The sequence below is a fragment of the Saccharicrinis aurantiacus genome (assembly GCF_001660705.2).
GTDB lineage: Bacteria > Bacteroidota > Bacteroidia > Bacteroidales > Marinilabiliaceae > Saccharicrinis > Saccharicrinis aurantiacus.
Map to the genome: position 1 here is coordinate 114,870 of NZ_LYBV02000034.1, position 21,130 is coordinate 135,999.

A 21,130-nucleotide genomic window follows, 5' to 3' on the forward strand; every position below is an offset into this window, starting at 1 on the left:
TGCCAACTTTGTTTGCATTATCGGCTAATTTGGCTTATGGCCCCATCCATATTATATCTTCAACGTTAAAGTCTTCGCCAAAAAGAAGATCCACTTTACGGGTTTGATCAAGAAACATTTACACTAGATAAAATAGAAAACTAGCATTTAAGATATGCAAACCTAACTAAAAGGGGAAGCACTTATTTTTTAATAAGTCTTCCTCTTTTTTATTGAAAAAAACATAAACTAAATGTAACTTTTAAATTATTCTTATGTATAACAGACACTAGCCTACATAACTAAAAATTTATTATTTCTAAACTAACTTAAGTCAATACCTTTATTATTAAAACTATATAATAACGCTCTCTTACTCTAATCTTATACATTTTATTCTAGTATTTATTTAATACAATTATTCTTGTATTCTTTTATTATTGTGATGTGTTCTTAATTGGTTTCTGATATTAAAGTGTTGGCAATATTTTAATTACAAACTAAATTATTTCTAATGAAACATGTACTTTGGGCAGTTCTTGTCTTTATCCCTGCATTATTGTGGGCACAAGAAAGCCGTACCATCAAAGGTAAAGTTATGGGAATAGATGGTATGCCAATATCTGGCATAGCCATTTACCAGAACAATAAATTAATTAATTCTGCCTCAGATATCAACACAGTATCTGATGCCAATGGCAACTTTCAATTAACTATATCTAAATCCGTTATTGAATTAAGATTTAGTATGGTTGGTTTCGATGATTTTGATCTTCAATTAGGATCACAAAACTATTACGAAGTTATAATGGAAGAATCTTTTTCATTATGGGATGAGGTTGTAGTAACGGGATATCAAGAACTTAAAGGCAAAAAAATTACGGGAGCTATTGCCAAGGTAGATTTACTTGATATTGAACAAAAAGCAGTCGCAAATGTAGATCAGATGCTTGCTGGACAGATAAATGGAGTTGATGTTAGTACAATAACAGGTCGTCCGGGATCTAGCCCAAATATTACTATTCGAGGTAACTCAACAATTCAAGGTAATAGTCAACCATTATGGGTTTTAGATGGAATGCCATTAAATAGCAACGAAGTACCACAAATGGTAGGTTCTGATTTTGATCAGTTACAATACTCGTCTATAGGAGGTATACAACCATCCGATATCGAATCAATTACAGTTTTAAAAGATGCTTCAGCTACAGCTATCTATGGTGCACGGGCATCAAATGGGGTTATTGTTTTAACTTCTAAGCGCGGTACTAAAGGTGATATCAGGGTTAATGCAAACACTAATTGGGGTGTAAGTATGCAACCAAAGTATACTAATTTAAACTTGCTTAACGCTAACCAAAAGGTAGATTTAGAGTTAGACTTTGCAGGTAGAACCGATTTAAATTCACCCTTGGGAAGAGGAGAGGTTGCACGTATAATACAAAATGCTGATGAATATGAATTATACCAACAGCAAGGTTTTTCAGGCCTATCGCCCGAGTCACAATCCAGCATTAATAACCTACGTAATACAAATTCTGGTATATATGATGAGTTATACCAGAATGCGTTAACACAAAACCACTCAATGGATATATCTGGAGGTAATGAAGTTACTAATTATTACTTCTCAGTTGGTTATTATAATCAAGATGGTACAACAAAAGGTACATCATTTGATAGGTTTAATGCTACCTTAAAAACAGATTTTCAAGTAAGCTCCAAACTAAATATTGGTGTTTCATTGTTTACTAGTAAACGCAATGAATCATCTTACTTAGCCGACTTTGATTCAAACACTAACCCTAGCAGGTATATACGAACAGTAAACCCTTATCAGCAATTAAAAGACGATGAAGGTGAATATATATACGATAAGGATATACTTGGTTATGGTGGCACTCAAATCAACTATAACGTATTAGAGGAGCGTTCTAACACAAACTATACTCAAGATATTTTCACAACACACAGTATATTCGACTTGAAATGGGATATAACTTCAACAGTTAAGTTTGTATCTCAAATAGGTTTAAGCAACGATAGAATATCAGACGAATATTCTGCCCAAGAAGAAAGCTACTATGCCCTAAAACAAAGAGAAGGAAGCCGATCTGGTTACGCCCCTAACTATACGTACGCTTTACCAGAGGGTGGTTCAATAGCAAATAATAATAATTCCTTTGATCAATGGAATATTAAGAATATGTTACAATATTCTGAAGAATTTGGGAAGCACGAAATTGACTTAATGATAGGTAGCGAACAACGAAAGAGTACATATAATCAAATATATTCTGCTGCTTATGGTGTTAATCCTAAATCTTTGGCTGCTGCACCTACTACATTTAATAATGCAGAAGAAGCTCGTAAGTATCCTTTATATGATAAAAGAGAGATTACAAATGCTTATTCTTCTTTTTTTGCAACAGCTAACTATTCATACCAAAATCGATACTCTGTTTCAGGTAGCATACGTTATGATGAGTCAGATTTATTTGGAGCTGATGAAGCAAACAAATCACTCCCTATTTATTCTATTGGTGGAGTATGGCATGTTACAGAAGAAACATTTATGAATAATGTTAACTTTTTATCTTCATTAAATATACGTAGCTCATACGGTATTCAAGGTAATATTGATAAAAATACGTACCCATTCGTAATAGGGCGATATAACAAAACCAATGTTTTACCGGCATTTACTGAAGGAACTATTGAAGTTGTATCTCCTCCAAATAATGAATTAGGTTGGGAAAAAACAACAACTTGGAATGTTGGTATAGATATGGGCGTATTTAATAATCGAATTTCAGCGGGTCTGGATATCTATAATCGAAATTCAACGGATCTGGTATCTATACTAGGAACACCTGAAGAAGCTGGCTTTAGTTCTAGAGCTCTTAACTATGCCGAAATGTCCAATAATGGAATAGAGCTATCATTAACAACTATAAATATTAAAACAAATAATTTTTCATGGCAAACAGGTTTTAATATTTATAAAAACACCAATGAGGTTAAAGACCTATTTCTGGATGATAATAATTTGACTCCTTCTTTAGTTGGATCATCAATAAATACCATTTATGCATTACCAACTAATGGTGTTGATGCTCAAGGCTACCCTATCTTTGTTAAGGATGGTGTAGATATGAATGTGAAAGATTTTTTTCAGCTTCAGGCTCAATGGGACATAGCTACTAATGTTGAATCAGGTTTAAGTAACGATGAATTACGAAATCTTTACACCGAGGTTGGTACAACAACGCCTGAATGGAGTGGTGGTTTTAATAACAACTTTAATTACAAAAATTGGAATCTAAAAATATTCACAAACTTTCATATTAATCAATGGGTTAAAGAGCAACCTTTTTATAGTATGACCGACTTTGATATTGGTGTAAACACTACTAATGAAATATTGAATATTTGGTCACCTAGCAATCCTGGTAGCATGTATCCAGGAATTGTAGGTCCAGGAATGTACGAAGGTGATAGAGATCTAGACTATTACTGGATGCAAGGAGGAAGTGAAGAACAAAATATGAATGCATTTAATGATTTAGATATCTGGTATAAGAAAATAAGTTATCTACGTATAAGTTCTATACAATTAGAATATAGCATCCCAAGTATCTTGTGTGAAAAACTAACCATGAGTGCAGTAAAACTAAGTTTTGAGGCACGCAATCCTTTCGTTTTTGGAAGTAACTACGATGGTTATTCTGACCCAGAAACCTTTGGAAATACATATAGTCAACCATTAACTCAGTCCTTTATGATGGGCCTTAATATTTCATTTTAGTTTATAGAATTTATTATGAAAGCAAAAAATATATTCAAATTATTTGCTGTAGCTCTTCTTGCGAGTATAGCAACAGTATCCTGTTCAGACTTTTTAGATATTGAACCAATCGGAATTGTTATTCCAAGTGATGACGATGATTTTAGAATGTTACTAACAGAGTCTTATGCTAATTTCCCCGAAATTAGATCAACAGCATCTGTTAGAGGTGATGAAGTTGCCATACAAGGTTTCGCAATATCAGAAGTCCCTATCGTTGATATCTTCATATGGAATGATGATTTCGCCACACAAGATCCAGATGGATTAAAATTTCCTTATGCCGATTCGTATAAAGTTATTTTTAATGCAAATTATATAATAAACAATGCATTCTCTACAATAGATAATACTAGTACAAGTCTAAAACAAACTGTTGGAGAGAGTTATTTACTAAGAGCATATACCTATTTCAATTTAGTAAATACATATGCTGATCATTATAATAAAGTAAATTCGGATTCTCAAAAAGGTATTCCTTTAGTATTTAATACTGATGCAGATCAAGATTATAGTATAAATACAATTAATCAGGTATACACAAGTATAGTAAGTGATATTGAAAAAGGGATAGAATTATTAAATATTGATGAGCAAGAGAAAGGCTTAAATTATCGATTTTCGAAAATATCAGCCTATGGGTTTGCTTCTCGTGTAGCTCAATATATGGGTAATTGGGAAGTTGCTCAAGAATATGCTACAAAAGCTTTAGCTATCAATGATACATTGGTTAACCTTAATGAAGGTTATGAGGAGCCTCCTTTTCATTATAACTCAGTAGAAAATATACTGGCACTTGAGCAAACTCTATCTGAAGATATAGTGTTTCAATTGGAGCCTTCAGTAAAACTAAAAGAAAGCTATAACTCATCAGACTTTAGACCTGATTTATATTTTGGTTTCTTTGGGTTTGAGATTGGTATGCGTATCGAAAACAAAGTAAGTATGCGTATATCTGAGCTATATTTAATTCTATCTGAGGCTGCTGCTCAAACAGGTAACCAAGAACTTGCTAAAGAGAAATTACTAACCTTAATTAAAAATAGGGTAAGTGAATCTTATTTTCTTGAGCAAGAAACTTTGATAAAAGGATTGGAAAAAGATGATCTATTAAATTATATCTATGAAGAACGCTTTCGTGAGTTAGCCATGCAAGGATTCCGTTGGTATGATCTACGTAGAACTACTCAACCATCATTTATTCATTCATATAATGGAGTTGACTATGTACTTGAACAAAATGATCCTAGATATACTGTACCAATCCCGCAATCTGCAATCCAAACAAACAATTTATTGATAGATTAAGAACACAACATATAGAGGCTTTCTTAAAATAGAATAGCCTCTTTGTTTTTATTCAAATACATTTACTTTTACCAATTATACTATAGATTAATTTTATAGTGTAATTGGTAAACACCCGTTCATTTACACAATTCTATTGGGGATATATTCAAAACCAATGGGGAAAAGTCCATTTTGATGGGGATTCGTTGAACTTCAGTGGGGATTTAGCCAATTTGGCAGTACTTTATTGAATTCGATTGGGGATTTAGCCAATTTGGCGTAAAAAAATGCAATTTTATTGGGTACATGCAATCGCATTAAATAGTAAGCTGAAACTTAAAATTCAACTACCCAAAACAATAAATTTACAATCAAACCAATAGTTCGATGCTATTGATTTGATTGTAATTAAGCCTAATTCTGTATTTACAGAGAATAGTATTATTTGCCAGATATTGTTTTTTCTACCTCATCAATGGTAATTGGAATACGATCTCCCATAATACGGCTTCCTTCTTTCGTAAGCAAAATATCATCTTCGAGCCTAATGCCACCAAAGCCTTTATAACTCTCAACTTTCGAATAGTTAATAAATTCGGATAAGTGTTTATCAGCTTTCCATTTATCAATTAATGCAGGAATAAAATAGATGCCTGGTTCATTGGTTATGGTAAAATTCTCTTCTAATTTACGTCCTAGTCTGAGCGCTGAGAGTCCGAATTGAGCGCTTCGCTTTACCTCATCATCATAACCCACCAGAGTGTCGTTATAATCTTCCATATCGTGCACATCTAGGCCAATCATATGCCCTAAACCATGCGGGAAAAATAAAGCATGTGCACCTTCAGCCACAGCCTGATCAACATCGCCCTTCATTAAGCCAAGTTCTTTTAAACCTGTAGCAATGGTTTTGGCGGCTAATAAGTGAACATCTTTATAGGTAACACCTGGCTTGGTAGCTGCCAATGCGTTATTGTTAGCGTCTAAAACAATCTGATATATTTCTTTTTGTTGTTGCGAAAATTTTCCGCCAACTGGCGATGTTCGCGTATTATCTGTTGCATAATGTAATGGTGATTCACTTCCGGCATCAACCAATAGCAAGTCGCCATTTTTTAAGGTATTTCCATGATAATGATTGTGCAATGTTTCGCCATGTATAGAGCAAATTATAGGAAATGAAACCATTCCTCCGCCCGAAATAGAAATAGCTTCTAATATACCGGTGATTTCCTGCTCACTCAATCCTTCTTGTGCCATGCGCATAGCTGTTGTATGCATTTGATGACCCACTGCCATATGACGATCCATCTCTTCTATTTCTGCTGGTTCTTTAATAGAGCGAATAGAGATGCAAGCCTTTATCAATTCAAGCGAGGCCATTTCTTTTACTTTATTGGGATGAACGTTTAATAAATCACCCATCGTCATCATATTCTTACCTCGGTAAGGCGGTGTAAAATGCACAGTTCTGCCCTGCTTTTGCGCTTGGGCAATTACCTCGCCTAACTTTGCAAAGGGGTAGGTTTTGCTTACGCCAACTTTGGCTGCATTATCGGCTAATTTGGCTTGGGGACCCATCCAAATGATATCATCAACAGTAAAGTCGTCGCCAAAAAGCATTTCTTCGCCACTTTCTAAATCTATAACTCCGGCAAGGCCCTGTAAGTCTATCCCAAAAAAATATAAGAAAGTACTATCCTGACGGAAGTGATAGGTGTTATGCAAGTAATTGGTGCTGGCATCAACATTACCCATTATTAGGGCAATTCCGTTGCTCAGTTTGTTTTTCAGCTGAGCGCGTCGGTTTATATAAGTTTCTTTAGCAAACATAGTTTAAAATTTTGCCCCTAATTTAATGATAAAGAATTAAGAAAAGTATGTGTTTACTCAAGGTTAAACACACTACAAATTACTTGACTATGCAGGCAGTATTATGCGTGAGGGATTGAAGTGGATACCCCACAGCTGAGGCACGAAGCGAGGAGTATGAACGCAAAGCCCGGCCCGATGATTATAGGGTTCTTTATTTTGAAGGGTTTTATTAAGGGACACGCCCTTATGCTTAAACTATGAACTTTTACCTATTAATAGGTTTGTGATAGGGCGATAACGTGGAAATTGATCGAGAATAATTTTAACAAAAACCGTTAATGGAATTGACATGATTAAACCTGGAATACCCCAAATATATCCCCAAAACATGAGCATTATTAAAATAGTAATTACGTTTACCGAGAAGGTTTTTCCCATAAAAATGGGTTCTAAAACTCCACCGAACAATACTTGAATGCCTGTTATTACTAACGAAAAAATGAGTAAAGTTGTGGCGGAATCAATTTCGACGAATGCAAATAGGCTGAGTGCTACCACTGATATTACAGATCCGATCATTTGCACAAAATTGATTACAAAGGCAAATAAGCCCCAAAATATAGGGAAACTCACATCGAAAAACCAACAGGCTAAACCAAAGCTTACACCGGTCATTAAACTAATTAGGAATTTTACGAAGACGAATTTAATGATGTCCTTCTCTATTTTACGAAATGCTTTTACTGATGAATGTTTCACCTTAAACAGGGTACTATTTAGTACATTTTCGAAGTTGATTGAACCTGATATTAATAGGATTACAAAAAATAGTGTGGTTAATGATCCGGAAAGTAGTTTACGAATAAAATCGAGCGATAGTGTAAGGTTTGAAATGACATTAATTTGAGGTATATAATGTTCTAATACACCTTCGCCTTCAATACGGGAGATGCCAAAAAATTCTTCGAAGGCTACAATTAAATGCACTAATTTAATCTCGGCCTTTGCCACAAACGATGCTCCTGTAGAGATTAATTCTTTACTAGTAAGATGAATAAAAACACTTCCTAATTTTATAAAGCCAATCATTATAGCAATTACTAGTAGGATGCTAATTGGGTGTGGTACTTTTTTTCGGTGTAACCAACGCATTAGTGGCAAAAACAATAATGCAATAAACATGGCAAACACGAGAGGTACAAATATGAATGACAGCGTTTTGAGTAGATAAAAAATAATTGGAACGGCAATAATCAACAATAATATATTTGTTGTTTTTAAATCTTTCATCATAACAGTAGCATTACTTTGTTGGTAATATAAGGTATCCGCCTCTTAATAGAGATTATTGAGAGGTTTATTTTCGAGATGGAGAAGGTATATTTTTTACAAAAAAACGAAATACTTTTCAGTATCTCGTTTTCTTTATATTAAATATTTTTACCACTATTGAGGTGCTGCGTACATTTTAACATCAGCGGCAGTGATTGTTTCTGCGCAAAGAATAATTAAACGCTCCATTACATTTCGGAACTCGCGAATATTACCTGTCCAGTTTAAAGCCTGTAAAGCTTCAATGGCAGAAGGTTCAATATTCTTTTGAGCCATACCTTGTTCCGTACAAAGAATTTTAATAAAATGATCGGCCAATAAAGGAATATCTTCTTTTCTATCGTTAAGCGATGGTACGTGAATTAAAATTACGCTTAAACGATGGTATAAATCCTCACGGAAATTGCTATCTGCAATCTCTTGCTTAAGGTTTTTATTGGTAGCTGCTAAAACACGAACATTTACTTTAATATCCTTATCGCTACCCACACGGCTAATTACATTTTCTTGTAGTGCACGTAGTACTTTAGCTTGCGCTTTCATACTCATATCACCAATTTCATCTAAGAAAATGGTACCACCGTTGGCTTGTTCAAATTTACCTTTGCGCTGTTTAATGGCTGATGTAAAGGCTCCCTTTTCGTGACCAAATAGTTCACTCTCGATAAGTTCAGATGGAATTGCCGCACAATTAACCTCAATAAATGGCTCCTTGGCTCTGTTGCTTTTTTCGTGCAACCAACGGGCAACTAATTCCTTACCTGTTCCGTTACCACCTGTAATTAATACACGAGCATCGGTAAGAGCCACCTTATCAATCATCTCTTTTACCTTCAAGATAGGTTCTGACTCACCAATCATATCAAAGGTTTTGCTCACTTTACGCTTTAGCACTTTGGTTTCTACCACCAATTCTTTCTTCTCTTGTGCATTGCGCAGGGTAACCAACAGGCGATTTAAATCGAGTGGTTTTTCGATAAAATCATAAGCGCCTTTTTTGATGGCTTCTACAGCAGTATCGATATTACCATGACCTGAAATCATGATAACAGGAATTTCTTGCGTTTTTGCCACAATATGATCGAGTACTTCCATACCGTCCATATTTGGCATTTTTATATCACAAAGCACCAAGTCGTATTTATCTTTTCCAAAGAGCTCAACGCCCTCTTCGCCATGTTCGGCCAAAACCACTTCGTGTCCTTCGTATTCAAGTATATCTTTTAAAGTATTTCTAATACTTCTCTGGTCGTCAATGACTAATATTTTAGACATAAATTAGAAAATCTATTTATTGTTTTTTAGGATTTGATAAATCGCCCCTTCCTTCAGTGCATAAGCACATTGAAAAATTTTATCAAACTTATATTTTTCGATCACAAAATTAATAAATAAAGAGGTTAAAACCATCATTTCTACACGATGAGGTTCCATCTTCTTCATTTTTAACCTCTCATTAACAGTTGACTTTAGATATCGCTTGTGCAAACGAAGGTATAAATTATAATCAATCTCATAATTTGTTAGTTTGCTCATATCTAAATGCGGATGCTCTTCTGCCGCAATCATAGCCGCCAATGTATCAAAAGAACCCGAAGATCCTAATAATGTTTTAATTTGATGCTTTTTCATTTCCTCAAAAAGCAAAACTAACTCCTGTTCGGCATAGGAATTCAGATATTCAATTTCGCAAGCATTAATTGGGTCGGAGGGTTTTATCAAATCCAACATACGTGCCGCCCCAACATTGAAGCTATGTTTCCAGATAACACCATCTTTATTGGCGATAATAAACTCGGTACTTCCGCCACCAATATCCATTATTAAAACCTTTTCTTCGCCAATTGGAACAACTTGTTTTACGCCATCAAAAATTAACTCCGCTTCTTTATCACCTCTGATAACATTGATATCGAGATTGAATTTGTCTTTAACAGCATCTACAAAATCCTGCCCATTTGCCGATGAACGTATAGCTGATGTAGCAAAGCAATTTATCGATTCTACATTATAGTCTTCAAGAGTTTTAAGATGCGTTTCTATACCCTTTAACCCACGTTCAAAAGCATCGGGCATAATTACTTTTTTATTAATACCACCCTTGCCCAGTTTAGCAGGGTACTTACTTTCCAAAAGAATTTTATAATTGTTATCGCCCGTAACTTCTGTTACTAGTAGGTTAAAGGTATTAGTGCCTAAATCTATAATTGCTATCTGCATCTTACTATATTCTTATGGGATTATTTGCCAGCTTGGATAAACCATTTCCAGATTTCCTTGTAGCTTACTTTTTTCCCGTACATTAAAATTCCGGTACGATATACCCTACCCGCAAACCATGTGAAAAACACGAATGAAACCATCATGATAAACATAGATAATATGATTTCCCATGCCGGAACATCAAAAGGTATTCGTGCCATCATAACCACAGGCGAAGTTAATGGAATCATTGAAAACCAGAAAGCCAAATCGCCATGCGGATTTTGCATAGCAGCCATGGCCACATAAAATGATAATATAATAGGTATCATTACAGGCATTACAAATTGCTGTGTTTCTGTTTCGTTATCAATTGCAGAACCTATGGCAGCAAACAGCGTTGAGTAAATTAAATATCCACCAATGAAATAGAATAGGAAGAATCCGAATAAAGAGGCGATATTTAAATCCCCGATGATTCCCATAATATCATTAAACTTTGATTGTACCTCAGGATTACTACCGGCATCAATACCCGCTTGTTGCATTGCAATAGCATCTCCTCCGCCAAATACAAATGCTTGCATTACAAAAACAATAGCAACAGTTAAGCCTACCCACAATAAAAACTGTGTTAAGGCGACTAAGCCAATTCCTACAATTTTCCCCATCATTAACTGAAAAGGTTTTACTGACGATATGATAACTTCTACAATTCGATTTGTTTTTTCTTCGATTACACCGCGCATTACCTGCGTTCCGTAAATAAGCATAAACAAATAAATAAGCAAAGCTGACACCATACCTATAACCATTGCAAACTCAGCACTGTTCCGCTTTTCGCTACCATCTTCATCTAACCTTACGGTATCAATATTAACATGTATTTGATTTACTTCGGTAATTTTTTCTTTAATTCCTTCAATATCGTATGATTCTAATTTTTTATCGCGTAAGAAATTATTCAGCTGATTCTTGATATTATTGGTTACATCCATTGTTATCTGTCCATCAGAATACAACCTTAATTGCGACGGATTTTGCAATAAGTCACCCTCTATAACCAATAATGCATCATATATTTCCTGAGTTACTACTGCATTTTTATCTGTAGCATCATTATGAACCAAAAATTTGTAGGTAATATTCTGATCCGATTTTAAAGCATCTTGATAAAAACCCGTTGCATCATCAACCGCAACCACTTTATCCTTTTTATCATCCATGCTCATTAACCAACCTGGTACAACCATCATAGCTGCAAAAAGTAAGGGCCCCAAGGCGGTCATTATTATAAAACTCTTCTTTTTTACGCGAGTTAAATATTCGCGCTGAAGTACTAATAATATTTTATCCATGATTAGTTTGTTTTAAGTTGGTTGGCGTTTTCAACAGCTTTAATAAATACTTCATCCATACTTGGGAGTACCTCTGAAAAGCTATGAATTTGATAATGTGTTAATATGGCTGATAGCAACTGATTAGAACTGGTTTCAGCATTTAAACTAACCAATGCATGTTGCATACCCTGCTTTACTTGTAAAGAATCTACATGACACAGCGCATCAACTTCTTTTGTGAAATGGTCTGCATCGCCAGTAAAAGCAACCTCAATTTTATTAGATTTAAAAGATTGTTTGATATCGCCAACCTGACCTTTTAAAATCGTTTTTGAATTGTTTACCAAACAAATTTCATCACATAGCTCCTCAACAGAACTCATATTATGGGTAGAGAATATAATGGTTGATCCCTTTTCTTTTAATCCTAATATTTCTTGTTTTAGGATATTTGCATTAATAGGATCGAAGCCACTAAAAGGCTCGTCAAAAATAAGTAGTTCTGGTTCGTGCAAAACGGTTACTATAAACTGAACTTTTTGCTGCATCCCCTTTGAGAGTTCTTCTACCTTTTTATCCCACCAAGAAATAATTTCGAACTTCTCAAACCAATACTTTAGTTTTTTTAAAGCATCGTTTTTACTCATCCCTTTTAGGCGAGCTAAATAAAGTGCTTGTTCGCCAACCTTCATCTTTTTATAAAGACCACGCTCTTCGGGCAAATAGCCGATGCGTCCAATATCGCTTGCTTTGAGGGGTTTTCCTTTAAAAAGGATTTCGCCTGCATCGGGCATGGTTATGTGATTTATAATTCTGATAAAAGTTGTTTTACCAGCGCCGTTGGGTCCTAAAAGTCCGAAAACTTTATTTTCGGGTACAGCAATATCAACATGATCTAGAGCGAGGTGGTTGGCATATTTTTTTACCACCCCAGTTGCTTGGAGTAAATTCATTAAGTCTATGGTATTATTTATCTACGAAAATAAGATTTTGTTTTAGTAATTGAAATAGCTTATGGTGTTCGTCCTCTATTTATTAAAACAATTCCATAACGCTTCTCAATAAAAAGGAAGTAATTATATAAACGATAGTTTAATTCAATATCGTAATCTTCTAGGGCATCGTAATTAATTCTGGTCTCATAAAAATCGCCATACCTGAGTGCATCACTATGCCTCAAATTCCATTCTGCTACATAGCGCACATTCCAAGTTTGATAATAGTTATTACTATAAAAGTTTATTGGTTGTGCCTGCGACAGTAGAAAAGTTTCATAGCCAGGATCTAAAACTATTAATTCATATACAGTTGAATCTTCTGCAGGATGTTCAAGATAAGCTTTTGGAGATTTATCATCACCGAGTTTTTTGGTGGTGTTACACGAATAAATTAGACCCAATATTATTATAAAAGATAGAAAACGCATAACCCGATATTTTAGCAAACAAGTTACTAAAAATAAAGACACAAAAAATCCCGAGTTCATCGGGATTAATGTAGCAATATCTTAAGTTAAGATTTTCTATTTATTATAGTTTACAACACGCTCTGTTACTAACTTAGAACTGATAACTGCCATAGGTAAACCTGCCCCTGGAACCGTGGAAGCGCCCACATAAAAGGTATTATTAAAATGCTCATCTTTATTACTTGGTCGGAATCCTCCAATTTGATCCATAGAGTGCGAAAGGCCTAAACCTCCACCCTTGTATAAGTTAAATTTGTCTTGCCATGTTTGAGGCGTAAATGCCATACGAAATACAACATCTGATGTAATATCTTTCTCTATCCGTGTTGAGAAGTCTTCTAAAATACTATCTATAATCGTATCCTTATCAGACCAATCTTCTTTGTATAATAAGTTAGGAACAGGACATACGAAAAACAAAGCCTCGTGGCCATCCGGGGCACAATCTGTATTATGCTTTGAAACTACATTCACATAATAGTATGGTTTTTCAAGAGTTCCCGGATTCTTCATCACATCCCTAGAATAAGTTTCGTAGTTATTACCTAAAAAATAATTATGATGTTCAACCTGAGGGAGTTTGGTTTTTAGTCCGATATAAAAAGTAAGGTAACCCATAGTCCAACTCTTCTTACTCATTTTGAGATCAGAATATTTGGCTCGTTTAAAAACTTTATTTCTAAAAAAGGCCGCATCACTATTAATAACAAAAATATCTGAAGTCCATTTATTCCCATTAGTATCAATAAGCGTTTTCAGCGCCTTCTTTTCACCAGTGTAATCAGCAATCTCAACATTAAAATTAAATTTGGCGCCACCCTTTATGAGTTCACGTACAAAACCATTTACTATCTCGTACATGCCTCCTTTTACATTGTAATAACCATCATTCTGAAATTCAGTATATGACAATAGAGTATATACTGAGTTGGTATCAAAAGGTGTACGTCCTAGAAAAAAAGCCACCAATGAAATAATTTGTCGGGCCTCTGTTGATGAAAAATAGTTTTCTACCTGACTCCAAAATGTCTTCATCAAAACAGGTAAGTGAGCCGGATTTACCTGCATCAATGCTAACAGATATTGAGGGATACTATCAAAGTTTCGCTTAATAACAATATCAACTGTATCGTTAAATAATGCATCACACTTTTTAATGTAACGTAAAAACCTATTTTTAAAATCGGGTTCTATACCCTCAAACTGAGCCGAAAGCTTATCAATATCTTTGTATAGGTAGAATTTCTTATTGCTACCACGAAAATTCACAGTATAAAGGGGATCGAGCTCTTCATACTCAAAAGGCATTTCTATACCAGAATCTTTCACAAGTTCTTTAAACTCATAAGACATTGAAAAGAAACTAGGACCTGTATCAAAGGTAAAACCATCTTTTTTTATTTGATTTAATCTTCCGCCTGCCTTTTCATTTTTCTCAACAAACTCAACTTCATAGCCTCTTTTTAAGAGCCTAAGGCCAGTACTTAATCCTCCTAATCCTGTGCCAACAATTAAAACTCTCTTCATAGATTCTTATTTTGAATGATTATCTCTTTTTGCTTCTAACTCGGGAAATAGTTCTTTTTTAACCCAAACAAATTCTGGAGCAACAGCTAATGCTTTAGAACAATAGGTATCGGCCTTTTCGTGATTATCACATGCAATATTTGCTTGTATTAGTATTCCTAAAATATTCAGGTAATTCCAATCTTCTTTTACTTTTAAGCTATCTTGTTCAAACAACTCTAAAGCTCTTTCGTAATATTTAAGAGCTTCTGTTTTTGAGCCTCCAAACACTGAAGGCATATAATATTGAATATTCCCTTTTTGCTCATAAGCAAAGGCATTATCTTCATCTAACTCCAATGCTTTGTCTGCAAATGTTACACTATCAAAACCAATAAATGGTGCCTTGTAAGGACTTATACCTATCCGAAACCCGATGAATGCAGCTTTGTATGCATACATTAACGAAGGTAAATAATCAGCCTTCAACATTGATTCAACGGTGTGTTCAGCTTTTTTTAAATACTGCTCCGCCTCTTTCTTTCGTTTATTACCTATGCACCATCCAATATAACCATATTGATAATTAAGCAATTCTAACTGTTCCTCTTTATCTAAAGAAGTAGTGTTTTCAAGGCTGTCAATAATTAGTTTCCAATTTTGCATATCACTTTTTACATAGGCCTCAAATATTTTTTGTTTACAAGATGCTTGTACCATAGTTACAATAATTAGTAATAGACTTATTAAGAGATATTTCTGTCTTTCCATTACAAATATTTTTTAGTCCTATAAATTTTATTTTCAAGAAAAAACGAAAGAGTGATGTTTGATTTTGATATCATAACACATTAAATATTAAATGCAGCGACAGAAAAAATACAAACTGAACTATATAAATATATTTCGCTATTCGATTTATCGCATTAACCTTAAAACCTAATAAAATGGATGTAAATAAACTTGCAATTACAAACCACCCTAAATAATTCTGCAGCGGAATTACATCATCTTGCCAATACCACATATCAAGTGTTGAGGCTACCTGCTCCATAACCACATCATAAATTACCATTAACATTGGAGCAAAAAGATATTTTATTGAATTTGAGATTTTAAATTGCTGAACTATTGAAACAGAACAATATGATAGTACTAACCAATTTACGCCTATCAATAACGGTGTTTCGGCAATCTCTAAACCAAGTGCAGATCCATACCTATAATTTCCGAACAAGATGCCTGTTTTTACACCAATTGCTTCAATAATAATTGATGAAGTTATAATCCCAAAGAAAATAATAAGTGCTTTTGATCCCTGTTTATTGTAATCGAGCATCAATAAAAAGAAGCTAAGTAAAATAGCTACAGGAAAAATAGAAATAAACAATTCTTGCGTAATAGGTAATACAATTCCTATTACTCCCACAAGATAAAAAACGGCAATAAATATCTTGATAATCTTAATTTTTATAGCGCTGAGTTCCATCATAAAAAATTAGCTCTTATTAAAATATTCCTTAAAATACTCAGTTAGAAGAAGGTTCAGTAAAAGCATACTAAAGCCATACATAAAATCTTCAATCGGGATAGTCAGTATTCTTAATCCAATAATTTCATTAGGATTATACCAAACAATAGGTTCGCTAATTAATGAACCTGTTAATATCCCATCCACTATTATAAAAGGAATTAGAATTATTGTATATGTTGCATAAAATTTTGATAATAAGCCTTCAGCTTTGTAAGTACCATAGATAATAACTCCCATAATTAGAACACAAGCATATCTGGTGTAAAATTTATCTACAAAAACGAACGTAAGAATCGATACCGCAATTATGAAAATGGATAATACTCTGGTTCCCTTGGCAGGTAATTTAAATTGAGGGAAATAAAGAACCAACGAATAGTGAAGAAACATGCTTGCGTAAGGAATAACTATGAAAAATAAATATTCTTCAATGGGCAATCCAAGTAATACAAGGTTGCTATGATATTTTGAATTAAACCCCCAAACGGACGCTTCTGTAATGAAAATATCAGGAATTATAAATATCAGTGCGACTAAAATAATAGATAAAAGCACTTCCTTCCAACGCTTATAGTAAGCAAGTTTTTTATCAAATGATAAAACTACAGGGACTAGAATAGACGTTAGCATCAGTAATAAGTAAAGGCTCATTTACTATCTTTTAGATATTTACTAGGAAAGATTAACAAGCCATACGACTCAAAATCCGTCTTATTCTTAGGTTTATGATGTCCTCTGTGCGCGCGTAAAACGGCTTCAAAATACTTCCCATGCTTTTTGTGTATAAACGACATCTTAATTCTCTTATGATACATAACATCATGAATTAAAAAATAGGTAATACCATAAAATGTGATTCCTATGGATATACTAAGCATAATCCAATTCTGTAGATTAATGCCCAGGATCATTAAAACAATGGCTGGAAGAGCAAAAATTAAGAAGAACAAATCATTTTTCTCGAAGCCATTATTTTGCACAAGTTTATCAGGTCTTTTTAGATCGTGCATATGATGGCTTACATGCCAACTCTTTAATAAACCATGCATCAAATATTTATGACTCAAACCTGCAATCCACTCCATTAATAGATAGGCAAGTATCCCAAATAGTATATTATAAAACCACATACAATATCATTTTAAAATTAAACCAATCGAAGCTTATACATCAGCATGGTTTTTAAGATTAAATAGTATTTACGAATATTAGAAATACGCACGCGTTGATTAATTATTTTTTGAGGAGGTGTACGTTTAATTTTCTGAAGCAATCCATTATAATAATTAAAAGCCACTAAAACTGAGAGCTTTGAACGCCCAGGCAGATTTCGCAAGCCTATATATGCCGCTTCGAAATCTTCATCAATGGATTTCTCAATTTTTGCTTTTGTTTGTTCGTTAAAAGTAGCATTTGATAATTCGGGAAAATAACTCCTACCTAGCACTTGAAGGTCATCATTTAAATCACGAAGAAAATTTACCTTTTGAAATGCTGAGCCCAATCTCATTGCAGAACTCTTCAATTCATCATATTGAACTTGATTTCCATTACAAAATATTTTCAAGCACATTAAGCCAACCACATCTGCTGAACCATAAATATATTTATTCATATCATCGGCAGTATGATAAGTGGTTTGTGTTAAATCAGCTCGCATACTATCCATAAAAGCGGTTATATTTTCAGATGAAATATTAAACCGCTCAACGGTATCTACAAAAGAATACAAAACACCATTAGTACTTATTTTATGCTTTAATGCATAATCTAAATCGTCTTGTAACTTATTCAAAAGTTCTTCTTTATTATAGGGATGAAAAGTATCTACTATTTCATCTGCCAATCTAACAAAACCATACAAAGCGTATATGGCCTCCTTTTTTTCATCTTCCATTAATGAAGTAGCTAGAGAAAAAGAGGTACTATAACTTTTAGTAATCAGCTTTGAAGTGTTATAACAAACTTCCCTATAAAGATTTAGACTCATAAATTATGGTTTAGTACGTAAACAAACATGTTTATTAAAGAGTAATCATACTCTTGACTTTTGTCTAAATTAAACATAGAAAAGTTTAAACAGTTCAATTGAACCAATAAAAAAAGGCTAGCTGAAATAAATCAACTAGCCTTTTTATGCAGTAGAGAAGTAATAATTACTTCTTATAATCTTCTATATTTTTGATAAAATCATCAAATAAAAACTCTGTATCCGTTGGTCCACTTGATGCTTCAGGGTGGAACTGGGTAGAGAAGAAAGGTTTAGACTTGTGTCTGATACCTTCGTTACTTTTATCATTTACATTGATAAAATATGGCTCCCAATCATCAGTTAATGAATCATTATCTAAGGCGTAACCATGGTTCTGAGAAGTAATGTAACAACTATCAGTTCCTACTTTAATTACAGGGTGATTATGTGCTCTGTGTCCATACTTTAATTTATAAGTCTTTCCACCAGAAGCCATACCTAGTAATTGATTACCTAAACAAATTCCGAAGATAGGTTTACCAATTTCAATAGCCTTTTTAATATTAGCAATTGTAGCTTCACACATTTCTGGATTACCCGGGCCATTTGACAACATTACACCATCGTAATCTTCTTGTGTAAAATCATAATCCCAAGGTACAACAGTAACTGTAGTATCGCGCTTTAATAAACAACGTAGGATATTATGTTTCGCACCAGTATCAACAAGTACTACTTTATTTTTACCATTACCGTAAGTCTTCTTTTCGGTAATACTTACTTGTGCTACTAAGTTATCGAAGTTTGGATCGTATTGCTCAATATCAGTATCATCAACTAATATTTTACCTAACATAGAACCTTTTTCACGTAACACTTTTGTTAAAGCACGTGTATCGATATCAAAAATTCCAGGAATTTCGTTTTTTATCAACCAGTCTCTTAAAGAGCCTTCTGCATTCCAGTGACTATACTCAAATGAATAGTCTGAAATAATTAAACCTGAAATATGAATCTGATCAGACTCATAAAATTTAGGAATACCATTTTCCTCATCGCTTTTAGGCACACCATAATTTCCTATTAAAGGAAAAGTGGATACTAATATTTGTCCTTTGTACGATGGATCGGTTAAACTTTCAGGGTAACCAGTCATGGCTGTATTAAATACAACTTCACCAGCTATTGATTTATGGTATCCAAACGACTTTCCTTCGAAGACTGTTCCGTCTTCCAGCACTAATTTAATTTCTTTAATCTCAGGCATAAATCCATTATTTATCAGAAAAAATGCACCTTATCGAGATACTCGAAAAAATGCACATACTCTTTTACAATTCGGGCGCAAAGTTAATAAATAATTGTTAGCCACACTAATAAATGACATAAAATGCATAATTATTAATACGACTGTATATTTATACAACACCTCGCAAAAAAGGCTGTCTGATGTTTCCCCCACAGACAGCCTTTCATTACCCAATCAACAAAAACACTTATCTCGATTCCAAAGGAAGATAAGTAGAACGATCAATTACACACTTATAAGCCGGTCGGATAATACGACGACTAGAGAATGTAACCTCCTCAATACGATGCGCTGCCCAACCAGCGATACGGGCAACAGCAAAAATTGGAGTATATATTTCTTTAGGGATTTTTATACATTGGTAAACGAAACCTGAATAAAAATCGACATTTGCACAAATTACTTTCGCATTTTCTCCTTTAAACTGATAGAATACTTCAGGAGCCAACTCCTCAATTAATTCATACAATTTAAATTCATCCATTCTATCTTTTTCAGCTGCTAACTCTCGCGCTTTTTCTTTTAATAAAACAGCTCGTGGATCAGACAAGGTATAAATAGCATGGCCTATACCATATATTTTTCCTGTTTTATCAAATGCTTGCTTATTAAGCATTTTTAAAAGATATTCTGTTACTTCTTTTTTATCACCCCAATCTTTAACGTTTTCCTTGATATTATCCATCATATCAATAACCTTAAGATTAGCACCACCATGTAAACCTCCTTTTAGAGATCCTAGAGCTGAAGCAATCGCTGAATAAGTATCTGTTTGAGCAGAACTCACCAAACGAGTAGTAAATGTAGAGTTATTACCTCCACCATGTTCAGCATGAATAACTAAAGAAAGGTCTAATAAATCAGCCTCAAGCTTAGTGTAATCATTACCCTTAAGCATATACAAGAAATTCTCGGCTAAGCTTAAATCTTTTTGTGGGTGGCGAATGATTAATGACTTACGTTGGAAAGAATGACGCATTCCGTAGTATGCATAGGCTACAATCACAGGGAACTTAGCTATTAAACTCACTGCTTGTTTAATTAGATTAACCTCGTCAAAATTCTCAGCTTCCTCATCGGCAGCATATAAACCTAATACTGAACGAGCCAACATATTCATTACATCACGACCTCTGAGAGATAGTATCATGTTTTTTGAAAAGAATGGAGGTAACTCACTTTCTTCACCTAGTAGATCATTAAATGCACTAAGTTCATCAGCATTTGGCAATTGACCAGTTAAAAGAAGATATGCAGTTTCTTCGAAACCATGACGCCCTGCAGACATGAAACCATTAGCTAAATCCTTCAACTCATATCCACGGTAGTACAATTCTCCCTCACGAGGAACTAAGGCACCGTCTTTTTTATCGTATCCGACAACATTTCCGATATGGGTTAATCCAACCAATACACCAGAGAAATCGTCATTACGCAAACCTCTCTTCACTCCATATTCGTTAAAAAGTTGTTTGGGGATTTCACATGATTGTACAGCCTTCTTAGCTAAGTTTTCCAATAACGTCATATATTCTT

General features: G+C 34.1%; 17 protein-coding genes. 2 read left to right on the forward strand and 15 right to left on the reverse strand.

The features are described 5' to 3' along the window. The first annotated feature begins 493 nt into the window (after positions 1-493). Both A8B35_RS17155 and A8B35_RS17160 read left to right on the forward strand, forming a co-directional pair. Complete coding sequence (locus A8B35_RS17155; protein ID WP_068474457.1) at positions 494-3,787, forward strand: SusC/RagA family TonB-linked outer membrane protein; 3,294 nt, start codon at positions 494-496, stop codon at positions 3,785-3,787. A gap of 15 nt (positions 3,788-3,802) precedes the next feature. Further along, positions 3,803-5,134 carry a RagB/SusD family nutrient uptake outer membrane protein gene (locus A8B35_RS17160; RefSeq protein WP_068474464.1) on the forward strand — a complete coding sequence of 444 codons (1,332 nt, stop codon included), beginning with the start codon at positions 3,803-3,805 and terminating at the stop codon, positions 5,132-5,134. A 423-nt stretch (positions 5,135-5,557) separates the two neighbouring features. On the opposite strand, the gene A8B35_RS17165 is transcribed toward A8B35_RS17160, so the two are convergent. The 15 genes from A8B35_RS17165 to A8B35_RS17235 form a co-directional block, all read right to left on the reverse strand. Continuing rightward, positions 5,558-6,949, reverse strand: coding sequence for an aminopeptidase P family protein (locus tag A8B35_RS17165; RefSeq protein ID WP_068474466.1), 1,392 nt, complete (start codon positions 6,947-6,949; stop codon positions 5,558-5,560). A 237-nt stretch (positions 6,950-7,186) separates the two neighbouring features. Next, complete coding sequence (locus A8B35_RS17170) at positions 7,187-8,224, reverse strand: AI-2E family transporter (RefSeq protein WP_222844171.1); 1,038 nt, start codon at positions 8,222-8,224, stop codon at positions 7,187-7,189. A 153-nt stretch (positions 8,225-8,377) separates the two neighbouring features. Continuing rightward, positions 8,378-9,538, reverse strand: coding sequence for a sigma-54-dependent transcriptional regulator (locus tag A8B35_RS17175; protein WP_068474468.1), 1,161 nt, complete (start codon positions 9,536-9,538; stop codon positions 8,378-8,380). Positions 9,539-9,550: 12 nt separating this feature from the next. Then, positions 9,551-10,483, reverse strand: coding sequence for a Ppx/GppA phosphatase family protein (locus A8B35_RS17180; RefSeq protein WP_068474471.1), 933 nt, complete (start codon positions 10,481-10,483; stop codon positions 9,551-9,553). Positions 10,484-10,503: 20 nt separating this feature from the next. Next, positions 10,504-11,823: an ABC transporter permease gene (locus tag A8B35_RS17185; protein WP_068474474.1), complete on the reverse strand. Its 1,320-nt coding sequence runs from the start codon at positions 11,821-11,823 to the stop codon at positions 10,504-10,506. A gap of 2 nt (positions 11,824-11,825) precedes the next feature. After that, positions 11,826-12,758 (reverse strand): ABC transporter ATP-binding protein, encoded by a 933-nt coding sequence (locus A8B35_RS17190; RefSeq protein ID WP_068474477.1) that lies wholly within the window; start codon positions 12,756-12,758, stop codon positions 11,826-11,828. Positions 12,759-12,817: 59 nt separating this feature from the next. Continuing rightward, the gene (locus tag A8B35_RS17195; protein ID WP_068474482.1) at positions 12,818-13,231 is read right to left on the reverse strand and encodes a DUF6146 family protein; all 414 of its coding nucleotides are present in this window, start codon (positions 13,229-13,231) and stop codon (positions 12,818-12,820) included. Between the two features lie 96 nt (positions 13,232-13,327). Then, complete coding sequence (locus tag A8B35_RS17200; protein ID WP_068474485.1) at positions 13,328-14,800, reverse strand: phytoene desaturase family protein; 1,473 nt, start codon at positions 14,798-14,800, stop codon at positions 13,328-13,330. A gap of 6 nt (positions 14,801-14,806) precedes the next feature. Continuing rightward, complete coding sequence (locus tag A8B35_RS17205; protein WP_075603563.1) at positions 14,807-15,550, reverse strand: hypothetical protein; 744 nt, start codon at positions 15,548-15,550, stop codon at positions 14,807-14,809. 70 nt (positions 15,551-15,620) lie between these two features. Beyond that, complete coding sequence (locus A8B35_RS17210; protein ID WP_068474490.1) at positions 15,621-16,271, reverse strand: carotenoid biosynthesis protein; 651 nt, start codon at positions 16,269-16,271, stop codon at positions 15,621-15,623. Between the two features lie 6 nt (positions 16,272-16,277). After that, positions 16,278-16,964: a lycopene cyclase domain-containing protein gene (locus tag A8B35_RS17215; RefSeq protein WP_068474494.1), complete on the reverse strand. Its 687-nt coding sequence runs from the start codon at positions 16,962-16,964 to the stop codon at positions 16,278-16,280. After that, positions 16,961-17,443: a sterol desaturase family protein gene (locus tag A8B35_RS17220; RefSeq protein ID WP_068474496.1), complete on the reverse strand. Its 483-nt coding sequence runs from the start codon at positions 17,441-17,443 to the stop codon at positions 16,961-16,963. The genes A8B35_RS17215 and A8B35_RS17220 overlap by 4 nt, the downstream gene beginning before the upstream one ends. 17 nt (positions 17,444-17,460) lie before the next feature. Continuing rightward, positions 17,461-18,303 (reverse strand): phytoene/squalene synthase family protein, encoded by an 843-nt coding sequence (locus tag A8B35_RS17225; protein ID WP_068474498.1) that lies wholly within the window; start codon positions 18,301-18,303, stop codon positions 17,461-17,463. A 166-nt stretch (positions 18,304-18,469) separates the two neighbouring features. Further along, positions 18,470-19,552: a glutamine-hydrolyzing carbamoyl-phosphate synthase small subunit gene (gene carA / locus A8B35_RS17230; protein WP_068474500.1), complete on the reverse strand. Its 1,083-nt coding sequence runs from the start codon at positions 19,550-19,552 to the stop codon at positions 18,470-18,472. Positions 19,553-19,781: 229 nt separating this feature from the next. Then, complete coding sequence (locus A8B35_RS17235) at positions 19,782-21,122, reverse strand: citrate synthase (protein WP_068474502.1); 1,341 nt, start codon at positions 21,120-21,122, stop codon at positions 19,782-19,784. Positions 21,123-21,130: the final 8 nt, after the last annotated feature.

Excerpts from the sequence above, each read along its gene's own strand:
- A8B35_RS17155 (WP_068474457.1), top strand. The coding sequence starts at position 494 with ATGAAACATGTACTTTGGGCAGTTCTTGTCTTTATCCCTGCATTATTG.
- A8B35_RS17160 (WP_068474464.1), top strand. The coding sequence starts at position 3,803 with ATGAAAGCAAAAAATATATTCAAATTATTTGCTGTAGCTCTTCTTGCG.
- A8B35_RS17165 (WP_068474466.1), bottom strand. The coding sequence starts at position 6,949 with ATGTTTGCTAAAGAAACTTATATAAACCGACGCGCTCAGCTGAAAAAC.
- A8B35_RS17170 (WP_222844171.1), bottom strand. The coding sequence starts at position 8,224 with ATGATGAAAGATTTAAAAACAACAAATATATTATTGTTGATTATTGCC.
- A8B35_RS17175 (WP_068474468.1), bottom strand. The coding sequence starts at position 9,538 with ATGTCTAAAATATTAGTCATTGACGACCAGAGAAGTATTAGAAATACT.
- A8B35_RS17180 (WP_068474471.1), bottom strand. The coding sequence starts at position 10,483 with ATGCAGATAGCAATTATAGATTTAGGCACTAATACCTTTAACCTACTA.
- A8B35_RS17185 (WP_068474474.1), bottom strand. The coding sequence starts at position 11,823 with ATGGATAAAATATTATTAGTACTTCAGCGCGAATATTTAACTCGCGTA.
- A8B35_RS17190 (WP_068474477.1), bottom strand. The coding sequence starts at position 12,758 with ATGAATTTACTCCAAGCAACTGGGGTGGTAAAAAAATATGCCAACCAC.
- A8B35_RS17195 (WP_068474482.1), bottom strand. The coding sequence starts at position 13,231 with ATGCGTTTTCTATCTTTTATAATAATATTGGGTCTAATTTATTCGTGT.
- A8B35_RS17200 (WP_068474485.1), bottom strand. The coding sequence starts at position 14,800 with ATGAAGAGAGTTTTAATTGTTGGCACAGGATTAGGAGGATTAAGTACT.
- A8B35_RS17205 (WP_075603563.1), bottom strand. The coding sequence starts at position 15,550 with ATGGAAAGACAGAAATATCTCTTAATAAGTCTATTACTAATTATTGTA.
- A8B35_RS17210 (WP_068474490.1), bottom strand. The coding sequence starts at position 16,271 with ATGATGGAACTCAGCGCTATAAAAATTAAGATTATCAAGATATTTATT.
- A8B35_RS17215 (WP_068474494.1), bottom strand. The coding sequence starts at position 16,964 with ATGAGCCTTTACTTATTACTGATGCTAACGTCTATTCTAGTCCCTGTA.
- A8B35_RS17220 (WP_068474496.1), bottom strand. The coding sequence starts at position 17,443 with ATGTGGTTTTATAATATACTATTTGGGATACTTGCCTATCTATTAATG.
- A8B35_RS17225 (WP_068474498.1), bottom strand. The coding sequence starts at position 18,303 with ATGAGTCTAAATCTTTATAGGGAAGTTTGTTATAACACTTCAAAGCTG.
- carA (WP_068474500.1), bottom strand. The coding sequence starts at position 19,552 with ATGCCTGAGATTAAAGAAATTAAATTAGTGCTGGAAGACGGAACAGTC.
- A8B35_RS17235 (WP_068474502.1), bottom strand. The coding sequence starts at position 21,122 with ATGACGTTATTGGAAAACTTAGCTAAGAAGGCTGTACAATCATGTGAA.